General features: G+C 63.1%; 9 protein-coding genes. 3 read left to right on the top strand and 6 right to left on the bottom strand.

The features are described 5' to 3' along the window. Window positions 1–182: 182 nt before the first annotated feature. The 3 genes from nrdG to H7A77_RS07685 form a co-directional block, all read right to left on the bottom strand. A complete protein-coding gene (gene nrdG, locus H7A77_RS07695) occupies window positions 183–647 on the bottom strand; it encodes an anaerobic ribonucleoside-triphosphate reductase-activating protein (protein ID WP_147838190.1) in 465 nt (154 codons plus the stop codon). A gap of 167 nt (window positions 648–814) precedes the next feature. Beyond that, window positions 815–2,953, bottom strand: coding sequence for an anaerobic ribonucleoside-triphosphate reductase (nrdD, locus tag H7A77_RS07690; RefSeq protein WP_147838189.1), 2,139 nt, complete (start codon window positions 2,951–2,953; stop codon window positions 815–817). Between the two features lie 244 nt (window positions 2,954–3,197). Further along, window positions 3,198–4,112: a LysR family transcriptional regulator gene (locus H7A77_RS07685; protein ID WP_108680106.1), complete on the bottom strand. Its 915-nt coding sequence runs from the start codon at window positions 4,110–4,112 to the stop codon at window positions 3,198–3,200. A gap of 104 nt (window positions 4,113–4,216) precedes the next feature. On the opposite strand from H7A77_RS07685, the gene H7A77_RS07680 reads away from it, so the two are divergent. After that, window positions 4,217–4,741 carry an NAD(P)H-dependent oxidoreductase gene (locus H7A77_RS07680; protein WP_042783555.1) on the top strand — a complete coding sequence of 175 codons (525 nt, stop codon included), beginning with the start codon at window positions 4,217–4,219 and terminating at the stop codon, window positions 4,739–4,741. A 28-nt stretch (window positions 4,742–4,769) separates the two neighbouring features. On the opposite strand, the gene treC is transcribed toward H7A77_RS07680, so the two are convergent. From treC to treR, 3 genes are all read right to left on the bottom strand, one after another. Next, window positions 4,770–6,434, bottom strand: a complete 1,665-nt coding sequence (treC, locus tag H7A77_RS07675; RefSeq protein ID WP_182074020.1) for an alpha,alpha-phosphotrehalase — start codon at window positions 6,432–6,434, stop codon at window positions 4,770–4,772. Between the two features lie 67 nt (window positions 6,435–6,501). After that, a complete protein-coding gene (treB, locus tag H7A77_RS07670; protein WP_033651452.1) occupies window positions 6,502–7,917 on the bottom strand; it encodes a PTS trehalose transporter subunit IIBC in 1,416 nt (471 codons plus the stop codon). Window positions 7,918–8,054: 137 nt separating this feature from the next. Then, complete coding sequence (treR, locus tag H7A77_RS07665; RefSeq protein ID WP_182074019.1) at window positions 8,055–9,002, bottom strand: trehalose operon repressor TreR; 948 nt, start codon at window positions 9,000–9,002, stop codon at window positions 8,055–8,057. 424 nt (window positions 9,003–9,426) lie between these two features. On the opposite strand from treR, the gene mgtA reads away from it, so the two are divergent. Then, complete coding sequence (gene mgtA, locus H7A77_RS07660; RefSeq protein WP_182074018.1) at window positions 9,427–12,135, top strand: magnesium-translocating P-type ATPase; 2,709 nt, start codon at window positions 9,427–9,429, stop codon at window positions 12,133–12,135. Between the two features lie 211 nt (window positions 12,136–12,346). After that, window positions 12,347–14,737: a beta-N-acetylhexosaminidase gene (locus tag H7A77_RS07655; RefSeq protein ID WP_182074017.1), complete on the top strand. Its 2,391-nt coding sequence runs from the start codon at window positions 12,347–12,349 to the stop codon at window positions 14,735–14,737. Window positions 14,738–14,760 lie beyond the last annotated feature (23 nt).

Below are 14,760 nucleotides of genomic sequence, written 5' to 3'. Positions count from 1 at the left end.
TTTGAAAAATCAGTCACTCTCTCAGTCAATCATAACCTCTGTAGTCCCTACGGCGTCATTAGAGCAAGGTTTGCAACCCTAACCTCCGCTTTTGGCGCAGAGCCGCCTGTCAGATTGGCGCCATGCTGCCGATGCGTCAGGTCGAGTTTGGATGAATACCTATCGATATGTGTGTTGCTGGCTCATCGCAACCTATGCACCACCTGGTTGCTGCTGCCGCGCCAGATCAGCGCCGGGTCTTTCAAATCCTGCACGAACTTGCCGTCGATCAGCACGTTAATCTTGTCCACCACCTGCATCTGCTGTGCGTCCAGCTCCGCCAGCCGGTAGCCGGTCCACAGCCAGATATCCTTGCCGGGGCACTCGGCGCGCACCCGTTTCACCAGTTGCAAGATGCTCGGCACGTTGGCCGGATGCAGCGGATCGCCGCCGGAGAGCGACAGCCCCTGGCGCGGCACGCGCGTATCGTTCAGATCGGTGATGATGCGGTCTTCCAACTCCGGGGTAAACGGCTGGCCGGAGTTGAGCCGCCAGGTGCTTTTGTTGTAGCAGCCGGGGCACTGGTGCACGCAGCCGGCGACAAACAGCGTGCAGCGGGTGCCGGGGCCGTTGACGACGTCGATTGGGTAATACTGGTGATAATTCATGTGAGGCCTGCCCATCAGGCTATTTTACTGGCCATTTTGCCTCCGGGCAGTGCTGCCAATCCTCACGTACTGCGTGTACGCTGCGGTTGGTGCGCGCTGGCCGAAGGCAAACTGGCGGCGACAATCACGCCTGATGAACAGGCTTCTGCCTAGGCTGCACGGCGCTTTCAGCCGAGCTGCCCGTTGCCGAGGTGTTTCACCCGGCGTTTCACCTCTTCCTGCTTGCCGGCGTTGAACGGCCGGGCATCGGGGCTGCCGAGATAGCCGCACACCCGGCGGGTGACCGAGACCTTGGCCGAGTCGTGGTTGCCGCATTTCGGGCAGGTGAAGCCTTTGCTGGTGCAGGAGAATTCACCGGTGAAGCCGCATTCGTAGCACTCGTCGATCGGCGTGTTGGTGCCGTAGTAAGGCACCCGGGTGTAGCTGTAGTCCCACACGTCTTCCAGCGCCTTCAGGTTGTGCTGCAGGTTCGGGTACTCGCCGTAGCAGATGAAGCCGCCGCTGGCCAACGGCGGGTAGGGCGCTTCGAAGTCCAGCTTGTCGTACGGATTGACCTTCTTCTCCACGTCGAGGTGGAAGCTGTTGGTGTAATAACCCTTGTCGGTGACGCCCGGCACCACGCCGAAATCGGCGGTGTCCAGCCGGCAGAAGCGATCGCACAGGTTTTCGCTCGGCGTGCTGTAGAGGCTGAAGCCGTAGCCGGTCTCGTCTTTCCAGGCGTCGACGGCGGCGCGCAGCCGCGCGACGATCGCCACCGCTTTGGCGCGCAGCGCCTCGTCGTCATACACGTGGTTTTTGCCGCCGAACAGCGCGTTGATGGTCTCGTGCAGGCCGATGTAGCCCAGCGAAATCGAGGCGCGGCCATTCTTGAAGATATCCGCGATGTTGTCGTCGGCCTTGAGCCGCACGCCGCAGGCGCCTTCCATGTACAAGATTGGCGCCACCCGCGCCTTGATGCCTTCCAGCCGGGCGATGCGCGTCATCAGGGCCTTTTTCGCCAGCTGCAGGCGCTGTTCCAGCAGCGCCCAGAAGCGCGACTCGTCGCCCATCGCCTCCAGCGCGATGCGCGGCAGGTTGAGGCTGATGACGCCGATGTTGTTGCGGCCGTCGTGCACCAGCTCGCCGTCCTGCTCGTAGGTGCCGAGGAAGCTGCGGCAGCCCATCGGCGTTTTGAACGAGCCGGTGACTTTCACCACCTGATCGTAGTTGAGGATGTCCGGGTACATGCGCTTGCTGGCGCACTCCAGCGCCAGCTGCTTGATGTCGTAGTTCGGGTCGCCGTACTGGTGGTTGAGGCCATCGCGGATGGCGAACACCAGTTTGGGGAACACGGCGGTCTTGCGGTTTTTGCCCAGCCCGGCGATGCGGTTTTTCAGGATCGAGCGCTGGATCAGGCGCGATTCCCAACTGGTGCCGAGGCCGAAGCCGAAGGTGACGAACGGCGTCTGGCCGTTGGCGGTGTGCAGGGTGTTGACCTCGTACTCCAGCGACTGGAAGGCGTCGTAACACTCTTTCTCGGTGCGCGCCATGGCATAGCCTTTGGCGTCCGGGATCTGCCATTCTTCCGCCACCTGCAGGTGTTTGCGGAAGCTCTCGTCGACGAACGGCGCCAGGATTTCATCGATGCGGTTGATGGTGGTGCCGCCATAGATATGGCTGGCGACCTGGGCGATGATCTGCGCGGTCACGGCGGTGGCGGTGGAGATCGACTTCGGCGGCTCAATCTCGGCGTTGCCCATCTTGAAACCGTTGGTCAGCATGCCTTTCAGATCGATCAGCATGCAGTTGAACATCGGGAAGAACGGCGAGTAGTCGAGATCGTGGTAGTGAATTTCGCCGCGTTCATGGGCCAGCACCACGTCGCGCGGCAGGATGTGCTGCTTGGCGTAGTGTTTGGCGACGATGCCCGCCAGCAGGTCGCGCTGGGTGGGGATCACTTTGCTGTCCTTGTTGGCGTTTTCGTTCAGCAGCGCGCGGTTGCTTTGCTCGACCAGGCCGCGAATTTCCTGATTCAGGCGGCCGCGCAGCTCGCGCGCCACGTCGCGATCGTGGCGGTATTCGATATAGGCGCGCGCCAGCTGTTTGTATTCGCCGGCCATCAGCTGGTTTTCCACCGCCTGCTGGATCTCGTGGATATCGACGCGCGGCTGCTGCTCCATGCGCTGAGCGACCACGCGGGCGACGGTGGCGCAGTAGTCGGCATCGACCACGCCCACCGCCAGCGCGGCGCGCTCGATGGCCTGCGCAATGCGCGCTTCGTCAAAAGGTACCTGGCAACCGTCCCGCTTAATCACTACTGGTTTCACGTTGTACTCCTTGTTCCCCGAGGGAGCGTTCATACCCGCCTGGCGTGGCGAGCAACCGTCAAATTTCGCTTATCCACAGGGCAAAGCCGCAGCGCGCAAGGGCTGTGGCGGCGTGTGGATGATTTTGTGGATAACTACTATATATAGGTGTTCGCAATTCTTAATGCACTATATATAGATATCGGCGCGATTCTTTTGATGTAGAACAAGGAAAACGGAAGAGCGTGCGCAAGCTGAACAGTCGTCAATCGCCCGCCGGCCGATCGCGAAAATGTTCCAGCAGAAAATCCACCCAGACGCGCACCCGCGGCGGCAGATCCGCCGAAGCGTAATAGAGCCACAGCTGCACCGGGCGCGGCCAGCATTCCGCCAGCACCGGCCGCAGCGTGCCCTGCTCGAAGTGTTTCTCGACGTACCAGCGCGCCAGGTTGACGATGCCCAGCCCGGCCAGCGCCGCATCCAGCAGCATCTCCGGGCGGCTGGCCACCAGCCGGCCGTTCAGATCCAGCGCCAGCGTTTCGCCCTGATGGCGCAGCTGCCATTTGACGTGGCGGCCGTTGGCCGGGTTGCGGTGCAGCAGGCAGTCGTGCCGCAGCAGATCGTGCGGCGTTTGCGGTTCACCGCGCCGCGCCAGATAGTCGGGCGACGCCGCCAGCACCATGTGCATCGGGTAGAGCGGGCGGGCCACCAGCCGGCTGTCGGGATCGACCCGGCTGCCGATGCCGACGTCGAAACCTTCGCCCACCAGATTCACCACCCGGGCGTCCAGCGACAGATCGAGATCGATCTGCGGATAGCGCGCCAAAAATTGCGGGATCAACGGCATCAGCATCCGGCGGCCGAAGCCGGGGATCATCGTGACGCGCACCACGCCGGCAGGCGCCTGCCGTTCGCCGCCGGCGCTTTCCAGCGTCGCCGCCAATGCCTGCCACAGCGGCGCTATCTGCGCCAGCAGCGCTTTGCCCTCGTCGGTCAGCAGCACGTTGTGGGTGTTGCGCTGAAACAGCCGCAGCGCCAGCTTCTCTTCCAGCGCGCGGATGTTTTTGCTGACCGCCGCCGGCGTCACGCCCAGCTGGCGAGCGGCGGCGGAGAAATTTTGCGCCTGCGCGGCGGCGAGGAAGGCCGGCAACAGGCGGTGTACGTCAAAGGGCAGCGACATAGTGGTTGATACTTTCAGTTGAAATTGAAGTGACCTCTAACAGCCTACACCCGCCGCGGCGGAAATGGAAAAATGCCTCATCTTCTTATGACCGAGGAATCGTTATGTCACGCATTTTAGTGTTAACCGCCCACCGAACCCCCGACGAGTCGCGCATTAATAAGGCGCTGATCGAGGCCGTACGCCCGCTGCCCAACGTGACCGTTCACGAACTGATCCGCGCGTACCCGGATTACCGCATCGACGTGGCGCGCGAACAGGCGCTGCTGCAGAGCCATGATGCGGTAGTGATGCTGTTCCCGTTTTACTGGTACAGCTCGCCGGCGATCCTCAGCGAATGGCAGGATGCGGTATTAACCTACGGTTTCGCCTACGGCAGCGAAGGCACCCAACTGCACGGCAAGCCGCTGCAGTTGGTGGTGAGCACCGGCGGCGACGCGCAGGCTTATACGGCGCAAGGATACAACCGTTACCCGGTACAGGATCTGCTGTTGCCGTTCCACGCCATGGCCAACCTGACCGGCATGGATTATCTGCCGCCGCATCTGGTGCAGGGCGTGAGCGACATGAGCGATGAGCAGTTGGCGCAAGAGGCCGCCGGCGTGGCGGCGCTGCTGGGGAAATGGTAGGGCGCAGCGTTCGCCGCGCCCTGCGGGGTCAGTCTTCGAGCAGCCACCACACCGCTTCGAACGGCCGCAGCGTCAGCGCCTGCGGCTGGTCCGCCGAATCGGCGTAGTTGCTCATCAGCGGGCGCCATTGCGCGGAAGGCTCCACGCCCGCCGCCGCCCAGGCCAGCGGTTCGCGGCTCAGGTTGGCCGCCACCAGCAGGCGCTGGCCGTTCCAGCTGCGCTGATAGCACCACAGCGCCGGGTGTTCCGGCGCCAGATCCTGATAGTCGCCGTGGGTCAGCAGCGGATACTGCTTGCGCAGGGTGATCAGCTGGCGATAGGCGTAAAACACCGAGTCGAGATCGGCCAGTGCCGCGTCGGCGTTGATCTGCGGGTAGTTCTCGGCGCAGCCGATCCACGGCGTGCCGGTGGTGAAACCGGCGTGCGGTGCGGCGCTCCACTGCATCGGCGTGCGGCCGTTGTCGCGCGATTTGTCGGCCAGGATCGCCAGCAGCTCCGCGTCGCTGCGGCCCTGGGCGCGCAGTTCGGCGTACATGTTCAGGCTTTCCACGTCGCGATACTGCTCGATGGCGCGGAAGCCGGGGTTGGTCATGCCGAGTTCTTCGCCCTGATAGATATAAGGCGTGCCCTGCATGCCGTGCAGCACCATCGCCAGCATTTTGGCGGCCGGCACCCGCAGTGCGCCTTCATCGCCGAAGCGCGACACGATGCGCGGCTGATCGTGGTTGCACCAGAACAGCGCGTTCCAGGCGCGGTTATGCATCCCTTGCTGCCAGTGGCGGAAGATCTGCTTCAGTTCCACGTAATCCGGCGCCGCCCGCGTCCATTTTTCACCGCCGGCGTAGTCCACCTTCAGGTGATGGAAGTTGAAGGTCATCGACAGCTCTTCGCCGCTCTGCGCCGCGTAGCGCTGGCAATGCTCAAGCGTGGTGGAGGACATCTCGCCCACCGTCATCAGGCCGCGCGGCTGAAACACGTCGCGGCTCATCTCCTGCAGGAACTCGTGGATGCGCGGGCCGTCGGTGTAGAAGCGGCGGCCGTCGCCCTGGCTGTCGGACGGGAAGTCCTGCTGTTTGGACACCAGGTTGATCACGTCGAGGCGCAGGCCGTCGACGCCTTTGTCCGCCCAGAACTGACACACTTTCTTCAGCTCTTCGCGCACCGGCGGGTGTTCCCAGTTGAGATCCGCCTGCTCGGCGGCGAACAGGTGCAGGTAGTACTGGCCGCTGTCGGCGTGCCACTGCCAGGCGTTGCCGCCGAACTTGGAGCGCCAGTTGTTCGGCGGCGTTTCACCCTCGCCGTCGCGCCAGACGTAGAACTGACGATACGGGCTGTGGCGATCCTGCGCGGCCTTGAACCACGGGTGCTCGGTCGAGGTGTGGTTGAACACCATATCCATCACGATGCGGATACCGCGCTGGTGGGCGGCGGCGACCAACTGCTCGAAGTCCGCCATCGTGCCGTAAGCCGGATCGATGGCGCAGTAGTCCGCCACGTCATAGCCGTTGTCCACCTGCGGCGATACGTAGACCGGCGTCAGCCAGATCGCGTCCACGCCCAGTTCCTGCAGATAGTCCAGCCGCCGGGTCACCCCGGCCAAATCGCCGTAGCCGTTGCCGGTGCTGTCCTGAAAACTCTTCGGATAAATTTGGTAGATGACGCCGTTCTGCCACCAGGGGGTTGGGTTGCTCATAGTTCAATACCTTTGAATCGTGACAACGAGCCTGCGCGAGCAGGCTCCTACATTCATATTGCGTCAATCAAACCGGCAGCTCGCCGCGGGCGGCCTTGCGTTTGTAGACCATGATGGTCAGCACCAGCGGGATGACGATCGCCACCAGAATCGCCAGCGAGTAAATCAGCCAGAACTGCGGCTTGATAGACAGGATGCCCGGCAGGCCACCGACGCCGATGCCGTTGGCCATCACGCCGTCCAGCCCGCAGATAAGGCCGGCGATCGCGGAGCCGATCATCGCGCACAGCATGGGGAAGCGGTATTTGAGGTTGATGCCGTACATCGCCGGTTCGGTCACGCCGAGGTAGGCGGAGATCGCCGCCGGCACCGAGATTTCACGCTCGTTGGCCTTGCGGCTGATGATGATGATGCCGAGCACCGCCGAGGCCTGCGCGATGTTGGACAGCGCAATCAGCGGCCACACCGGGGTGCCGCCCATGCTCTGGATCATCTGCATGTCGATAGCCAGCGTGGTCTGGTGCACGCCGGTGATCACCAGCGGCGCATACAGGAAGCCGAACAGCGCGGCGCCCACCGGCGCGAAGCTGCCGGTCATCACCGATTTCACCGCCCAGGCGACGCCGTCGCCGATCATGCGGCCGAACGGCCCGATCAGCGCGTGCGCCAGGAACACCGCCAGCAGCAGCGAGACCACCGGCACCACCACCAGATAGAGATAGTCGGGAACGATCTTTTTCAGCCGGGTTTCGATCCAGCCCAGCGCCATGCCCGCCAGGATCGACGGGATCACCTGCGCCTGATAGCCCACTTTCTGGATCACGAACCAGCCGAAGTTCCACACTTCCGGCGTTTGCTGGCCGAGCAGATAGGAGTTCATCAGCTGCGGCGACACCAGGGTGACGCCCAGCACGATGCCGAGCACCGGGGTGCCGCCCATCTTTTTCACCGTCGACCAGCAGATGGCCACCGGCAGGAACATGAAGATCGCTTCACCGAGCAGCCACAGGAAGTCGTAAACGGTTTTCCACGCCGGGTGCATCTGCGCCAGCGTTTGGCCGCCGGACATCGGGATGTCGCCGATCACGTTGCGGAAGCCGAGGATCAGACCGCCGCTGATCAGCGCCGGCAGCAGCGGGAAGAAGATCTCGGCGAAGTGGGAGATGGTGCGCTCGGTCCAGGTCATGTTCTGGCGCGCGGCGACCTTGGCCTGTTCTTTGTCGGCTTCGTTGACGCCGGTGCTGGCGATCAGCGCCTGATAGTAGTCGCCGACGTCGGTGCCGATCACCACCTGGAACTGCCCGGCGTTGGTGAAGCAACCCTTGACCATCGGCAGCTCTTCGATCTCTTTCGGTTTCGCCTTATTGGGATCGTTGAGGACGAAACGCAGCCGGGTAATGCAATGGCTGACGGTGGCGATGTTCTCGCGGCCGCCGACCAAAACAATCAGGCGATCAATATCCTGCTGTTTTACTTTGCTCATTATGGGATACCTGCAGAGGTGTTGACTGAGTAATGATCAAAGCTTAGCCACTCAGCATTTTGAATGAAATGGGAACGTTCCCGGTTTGGGGCGAGGATCACAAAATGACAAAAAATGGTCAACTTCTAAGCAGATCGTCAGGAAAGTTTGCTGGGCACCACCAGGCGGCGGATCCCCTGCTCGCCGCTGAGCTGCGACAGCAACTGCTGCGCGGCCAGCAGGCCGGCGCTGCCGTAGCCGAACTCCACCGACAGGGTGTCGGGGAACAGGAAGCTGAGCAGCGGGGTGTTGCCGATGGCGCATACCTGGATGGCGCGCGTCGGCTGTTGTTGCAGGTATTTGATCGCCCCCAGGGCGATGCTGTCGGAGGCGCAAATCAGCGCGCTGGTGTGCGCGTCAATCACTTCGGCGGCGTGCTGGAAACCGCTCTGGTAGCTCAGTTCGCCCAGCGTGGCGCGCGGCGTGAGCGTGAGGCGTTCACAGGCGTCGAGATAGGCCTGATAGCGGCGCTGGCCGGTGGTGGCGTCGCTGAGCTGCACCCCCAGATAGCCGATATGCCGATGCCCTTGCTGATACAGGCGATCCATCAACAGGTTCACCGCGCCGGCGTCGTCGTAGCAGACGGACGAGAAGCCGTCGTATTCGCGCACCATCACCACCATTTTTTCCTGCCACGGCTTGAGCATCGCCGCGGTCAGGCCGGTGAAGCCGAACAGGATCACGCCGTCGACGTTGCGCTGATGCAGTACGTGCAGATGCTCCTGCACCAGGCGGGTTTCGAACTGGCTCTCCATCACGATCGGATCGAAGCCTTGCTGATACAGCAGCGGCAGCATGGTGCGCACCGCCTGGTTTTCCGACGGCGAGTCGAGACGGGAAACGATGATGCCCACCACTTTGTCGCTTTGGCCGCGCATGGCGCGCGCCGACTTGGAGGGGGTAAACCCTTGCTGACGGATCACCGCTTCCACCCGTTCACGGGTTTGCGGGCTCACGCTGCCTTCATTGTTCAGCACGCGTGAGACGGTGGATTTGCCTACGCCGCTCAGGCGCGCGATGTCCTTGATGGTCAGCCGGTTTTGCATGGTTTACTTTTCGTTGAGGTGGACAGGCGTAACATAAAGGCCTGTAAAACAATGCCCGTCAGCATAGCTCATTTTCCGACGCGGATCTTGATGCAAAACGGGATTGTGACATTGCGATGAACGGCCGCTCCTGCCGCTCTGTTTTTCCCTTTACCGGAGGTTATTCCCCATATGGACCCCGACCCGACTGCTTTAGACACTCACTCGGTTCTCCGGTAAAACCTCTCCGCCTGGCGCTGCTGTTTTACCGGTGAAGTACATCACGGTAACCGGTAGCGCGCGCTTCGTCGTTCGCTCCTGCTGCTGAAAAAAAGAATAAGGATCTGCGTTGGCAGAGGCTTTTTGGCGCACCCGCCATCCGCCCGGCCGATGACGATCCCCGTTTACCCGCTGCCGTGAGGCACCGGGCGACGAGGTGCGACCCATGAAACTGAAAAAACTCCCCCGTCAGCTGCTGGGCCTGTTCGCCCGCGGCCTCCCGCGCCGTTTGGTGCGCCGCGACAGCCTGCTGGACAGCGTCGGCGGCGCTGCGCGCGACATGCCGGCCGGCCTGGCGCAGCAGCGGCTGGAATGCGCCGCCGCAGAAACGATGCAGCTCTTTGAGCGTTTTCACAGCCACCCGGAAGGCATCACCGCCCATGAGGCGGAACAGGTGCGCCAGCGCTGCGGCGAGAACGTCATCGACGATCAGCAGAAAGAGGCCTGGTGGCAACACCTCTGGCACTGCTACCGCAACCCGTTCAACCTGCTGCTGACCGCGCTCGGCATGATCTCTTACGCCACCGAGGATCTCACCGGCGCCTTGGTGATCGCGCTGATGGTGCTGATCTCCACGCTGCTGAATTTCATCCAGGAGGCGCGATCCAACCGGGCGGCCGACGCGCTGAAGGCCATGGTGAGCAACACCGCCACGGTGATCCGCAGCGATGCGCTCACCGGCAGGAGCGAGCACGTGGAGCTGCCGATCGCGCAGCTGGTGCCGGGCGATATCATCAAACTGGCGGCCGGCGACATGATCCCGGCGGATCTGCGCGTGCTGTCGGCCAAGGATCTGTTCATCAGCCAGGCGGCGCTGACCGGCGAATCGCTGCCGGTGGAAAAATCCGCCGCGCCGCAGTTGCCGGCGGCCGATCCGCTCGACTGCCAGAACCTGTGCTTCATGGGCACCAACGTGGTCAGCGGCACCGCGCTGGCGATGGTGATCGGCACCGGCGGCGGCACCTATTTCGGCCAGCTGGCGCAGCGCGTCACCAGCCAGGATGAGCAGCCGAACGCCTTCCAGAGCGGCATCAGCAAGGTCAGCTGGCTGCTGATCCGTTTTATGCTGGTGATGACGCCGATCGTGCTGCTGATCAACGGCTACACCAAGGGCGACTGGTGGGAGGCGGCGCTGTTCGCGCTTTCGGTGGCGGTCGGGCTGACGCCGGAGATGCTGCCGATGATCGTCACCTCGACGCTGGCCAAAGGGGCGGTGAAGCTGTCGCGTCAGAAGGTGATCGTCAAACGGCTGGACGCCATCCAGAACTTCGGCGCGATGGACATTCTGTGCACCGACAAGACCGGCACCCTGACCCAGGACAAGATCGTGCTGGAGCGCCACACCGATGCGTTCGGCGCCGGCAGCGAGCGGGTGCTGCGCTACGCCTGGCTGAACAGCTTCTACCAGACTGGGCTGAAAAACCTGCTCGACGTGGCGGTGCTGAGCTGCGCGGAGCAAAATCAGCAGCCGCAGGCGCTGCAAAACTACCGCAAGGTGGATGAGATCCCGTTCGACTTCGTGCGCCGCCGCATGTCGGTGGTGGTGGCCAAAGACAACGAGTATCACGAGCTGGTGTGCAAGGGCGCGCTGGAAGAGATGCTGGCGATTTGCAGCCACGTGCGCCACGAAGACGAGGTGATCCCGCTGAGCGAGGCGCTGCTGGCGAGGATCCGCCGCATCACCGACGATCTCAACCAGCAGGGGCTGCGGGTGGTGGCGGTGGCCAACAAGATCCTGCCGGCGCAAACCCATGAATACGGCGTGGCGGACGAGTCGGATCTGATCCTCGAAGGCTACGTCGCCTTCCTCGATCCGCCGAAGGAAAGCACCGCGCCGGCGCTGGCGGCGCTGAAACAGAACGGCGTCACGGTGAAGATCCTCACCGGCGACAACGAGCTGGTGGCCGCCAAAGTGTGCCATGACGTCGGGCTCGAGGCCGATCATTTGCTGCGCGGCAGCGAGATCGAGCAGATGGACGACGAGCAGCTGGCGCAGGCGGCGGCGCGCACCACGGTGTTCGCCAAGTTGACGCCGCTGCACAAGGAGCGCATCGTCAAACTGCTGCGCCGCCAGGGGCACGTGGTGGGCTTTATGGGCGACGGCATCAATGACGCGCCGGCGCTGCGCGCGGCCGATATCGGCATCTCCGTCGATTCGGCGGTGGACATCGCCAAGGAAGCGGCGGACATCATCCTGCTGGAAAAAAGCCTGATGGTGCTGGAGCAGGGGGTGATCGAAGGGCGCCGCACCTTCGCCAACATGCTGAAATACATCAAGATGACCGCCAGCTCCAACTTCGGCAACGTGTTCAGCGTGCTGATCGCCAGCGCCTTCCTGCCGTTTCTGCCGATGTTGCCGCTGCATCTGTTGATTCAGAACCTGATGTACGACATCTCGCAGATCGCCATCCCGTTCGATAACGTCGACGACGATCAGATCACCCAGCCGCAGCGCTGGAACTCCGCCGATTTAGGGCGGTTTATGGTGTTCTTTGGGCCGATCAGTTCGATCTTCGACGTGCTGACCTTCAGCCTGATGTGGTGGGTATTCAAGGCCAACACGCCGGAAATGCAGACGCTGTTCCAGTCCGGCTGGTTTGTGGAAGGGCTGCTGTCACAGACGCTGATCGTGCACATGATCCGCACGCGCAAAATTCCGTTTATCCAGAGCCGCCCGTCCTGGCCGCTGTGCATCATGACGCTGGCGGTGATCGCCACCGGCATCGGCCTGGTGTTCTCGCCGCTGGCCGGCTTCCTGCAGCTGCAGGCGTTGCCGCTCGGTTACTTCCCGTGGCTGGTGCTGATCCTCGCCGGTTACATGGTGCTGACCCAGTGCGTGAAAGGCTGGTTCGTGCGCCGCTACGGCTGGCAATAACCCGTTCGCCCCCTCCGGCCGGGAGGGGGCAACTGTGATCCCGTCCGCTTTTTCACCGCAACGGTTGGACATCTGTTCTGTGCTGAGTCTTTATCTACAGCGTTGGCTGTTTTCCCCTGCGCCTTTCAAGCCACCGCGTTGTTGTTTATCGCCTAGCGGTGGTTTGAAATTCATTGGGGATATTTTGTTTTTTTCCTCTGAGGAATTTCCGATGCACAGACCTTTCCGTTATACGCTACTGGCTTCATCGTTATGGTTTTCTTGCGGCGCGCTGGCGCAGCCGGCGGGTGATTTGCCGCTGATGCCCTGGCCGCAGCAGGTGGAAGTGACGCAACCGGCGGGCAAACTGATTTTGGATCACCGGCTGTCGTTAAGCCTCCAGGGCGATGATTTGGGTGACGCGCTGCCGCGCTGGCGCCAGCGCATCGAACTGCAGACCGGCTGGACGCTGGCGCCGAGGGAAGAAGCAAACGGCGCGGCGATCAAGGTGGTGATCAAGGATCGGGTGGCGGCGCAGCCGCTGCCGGGCAGCGATGAGAGTTACCGGCTGGCGGTCACGCCGCAGGGCGCCACGCTGACCGCCAACACCCGCTTCGGCGCGCTGCGCGGCATGGAGACCCTGCTGCAGCTGCTGCAGACCGATGGGCAAAACACTTTCCTGCCATTGGTGGATATTCGCGACGTGCCGCGTTTTCCGTGGCGCGGCGTGCTGCTGGATTCGGCGCGCCATTTCCTGCCGCTGCCGGACATTCTGCGCCAGCTCGACGGCATGGCGGCGGCCAAGCTCAACGTATTCCACTGGCACCTGACTGACGATCAGGGCTGGCGCTTTGCCTCCGAGCATTACCCCAAATTGCAGCAGCAGGCCAGCGACGGCCAGTTCTACACCCGTGAGCAAATGCGGCAGGTGGTGGCTTACGCCACGGCGCGCGGCATTCGCGTGGTGCCGGAGATCGACATGCCGGGGCACGCCTCCAGCATCGCGGTGGCCTATCCCGACCTGATGAGCGCGCCGGGGCCGTATCGCATGGAGCGCGAGTGGGGCGTGCATAAGCCGACGCTCGATCCGACCCGCGACGAGGTGTATCAGTTTGTCGATACGATCGTCGGCGAGCTGGCGGCGATTTTCCCCGATCCTTATCTGCACATCGGCGGCGACGAAGTGGACGCCAGCCAGTGGCGAGCGTCGCCGTCGATTCAGGCGTTTATGCAGCAGAACGGGCTGGCGGATACCCATGCGCTGCAGGCCTACTTCAACCAGAAGCTGGAAAAAGTCCTCGAGAAGCACCAGCGGCAGATGGTCGGCTGGGACGAGATCTATCATCCGTCGCTGCCGCGTTCGATCGTCATTCAGTCCTGGCAGGGGCAAGACTCGCTGGGTGCCAGCGCGCAGGATGGCTATCAGGGCATTCTCTCCACCGGTTTCTATCTCGATCAGCCGCAAAGCACCGCCTATCACTACCGCAATGAAATTCTGCCGCAGCCGCTGGGGGTCGAAACGGCGGTGCAACCCGGCGAGCAGGCGCAAAGCTGGCGTTTCAGCATGCCGCGCCTGAAGGGCAGCGCGGTGGAGGGCAGTTTCACGTTAATCGAGGGCAAGCAGGGCTGGCGCGGCTTTATCGATTTCAACGGCAAATCGCGCCGCGCGGTGCACGATATCGTCTGGCGCACGCCGCAGCAGGTGACGTTCCGCGTCGATACCTGGATGGGCGACACGCGGCCGGTGTTTACGCTGCAACAGGACAAGCTCAGCGGCTATACGCTGGTCGGCAACGTGCGTTACCCCACCCAGGGCGAGAAACTGGCGGCGGCGCCGGCGGGCAAGATGCCGGTGGTGCCGGATGAGAAGGGGCAGGCCAAGATCCTCGGCGGGGAAGCGGCGCTGTGGGCGGAAAACGTGCGTGCGCCGCTGATCGATCTCAAGCTGTGGCCGCGCGCCTTTGCGGTAGCGGAGCGGCTGTGGTCGGCGCAGGACGTCACCGACGAAAGCAACATGTACCGGCGGCTGGCGGCGATCGACGCCTGGTCGGTGGTGTCGGTCGGCCTGCAGCAGCACGCGGAAACGGCGCGCGAATTCACCCGGCTGAGCAACAGCGTGCAGATCATGCCGCTGCAGATCCTGGCCGAGGCGGTGGAACCGGCGCAGTATTACACCCGCCAGCACCTGAAGTTCCAGGCCGGCAACTATCACCAGTTCGAACCGCTGAACCGCTTTGCCGATGCGCTGCCGCCGGAGAGCGAGGCGGTGCGCGACATGCATGCGCAGGTCGCGGCTCTGCTGAAGGATAAGCGCGATAAGGCGGCGGCGCAGGCGCTGCGCGAACGGCTGCAGCGCTGGCAGGCGAACGGCGCGGCGCTGCAGACGGCGATCGCGGGCAACCGCACGCTGCGGGAGCTGGCGCCGGTGGCGCAGGACGTCGATGCCCTGGCCGCATTGGGGTTAACGCTGCTGGAGCGGTATCAGCAGGATAAACCGCTGAGCCGAACCGAGGCAGAACAAGCGCAGCGCCGGCTGGATGCGGCGGCGCAGACGCGAGACGAAGTGGTGATTGCGGCGGTGTACCCGCTGGAGGCGTTGCTGCGGGGGTTGCAGGTGCAATGAGGCGGACGGGCTCGTGTGAGCCC

Source organism: Serratia sp. ME47, from assembly GCF_903970925.1.
Lineage (GTDB): Bacteria > Pseudomonadota > Gammaproteobacteria > Enterobacterales > Enterobacteriaceae > Serratia > Serratia ureilytica.
This window is presented reverse-complemented; position numbering and strand designations above follow the sequence as displayed.

Excerpts from the sequence above, each read along its gene's own strand:
- nrdG (WP_147838190.1), bottom strand. The coding sequence starts at position 647 with ATGAATTATCACCAGTATTACCCAATCGACGTCGTCAACGGCCCCGGC.
- H7A77_RS07680 (WP_042783555.1), top strand. The coding sequence starts at position 4,217 with ATGTCACGCATTTTAGTGTTAACCGCCCACCGAACCCCCGACGAGTCG.
- H7A77_RS07685 (WP_108680106.1), bottom strand. The coding sequence starts at position 4,112 with ATGTCGCTGCCCTTTGACGTACACCGCCTGTTGCCGGCCTTCCTCGCC.
- treR (WP_182074019.1), bottom strand. The coding sequence starts at position 9,002 with ATGCAAAACCGGCTGACCATCAAGGACATCGCGCGCCTGAGCGGCGTA.
- treB (WP_033651452.1), bottom strand. The coding sequence starts at position 7,917 with ATGAGCAAAGTAAAACAGCAGGATATTGATCGCCTGATTGTTTTGGTC.
- mgtA (WP_182074018.1), top strand. The coding sequence starts at position 9,427 with ATGAAACTGAAAAAACTCCCCCGTCAGCTGCTGGGCCTGTTCGCCCGC.
- H7A77_RS07655 (WP_182074017.1), top strand. The coding sequence starts at position 12,347 with ATGCACAGACCTTTCCGTTATACGCTACTGGCTTCATCGTTATGGTTT.
- treC (WP_182074020.1), bottom strand. The coding sequence starts at position 6,434 with ATGAGCAACCCAACCCCCTGGTGGCAGAACGGCGTCATCTACCAAATT.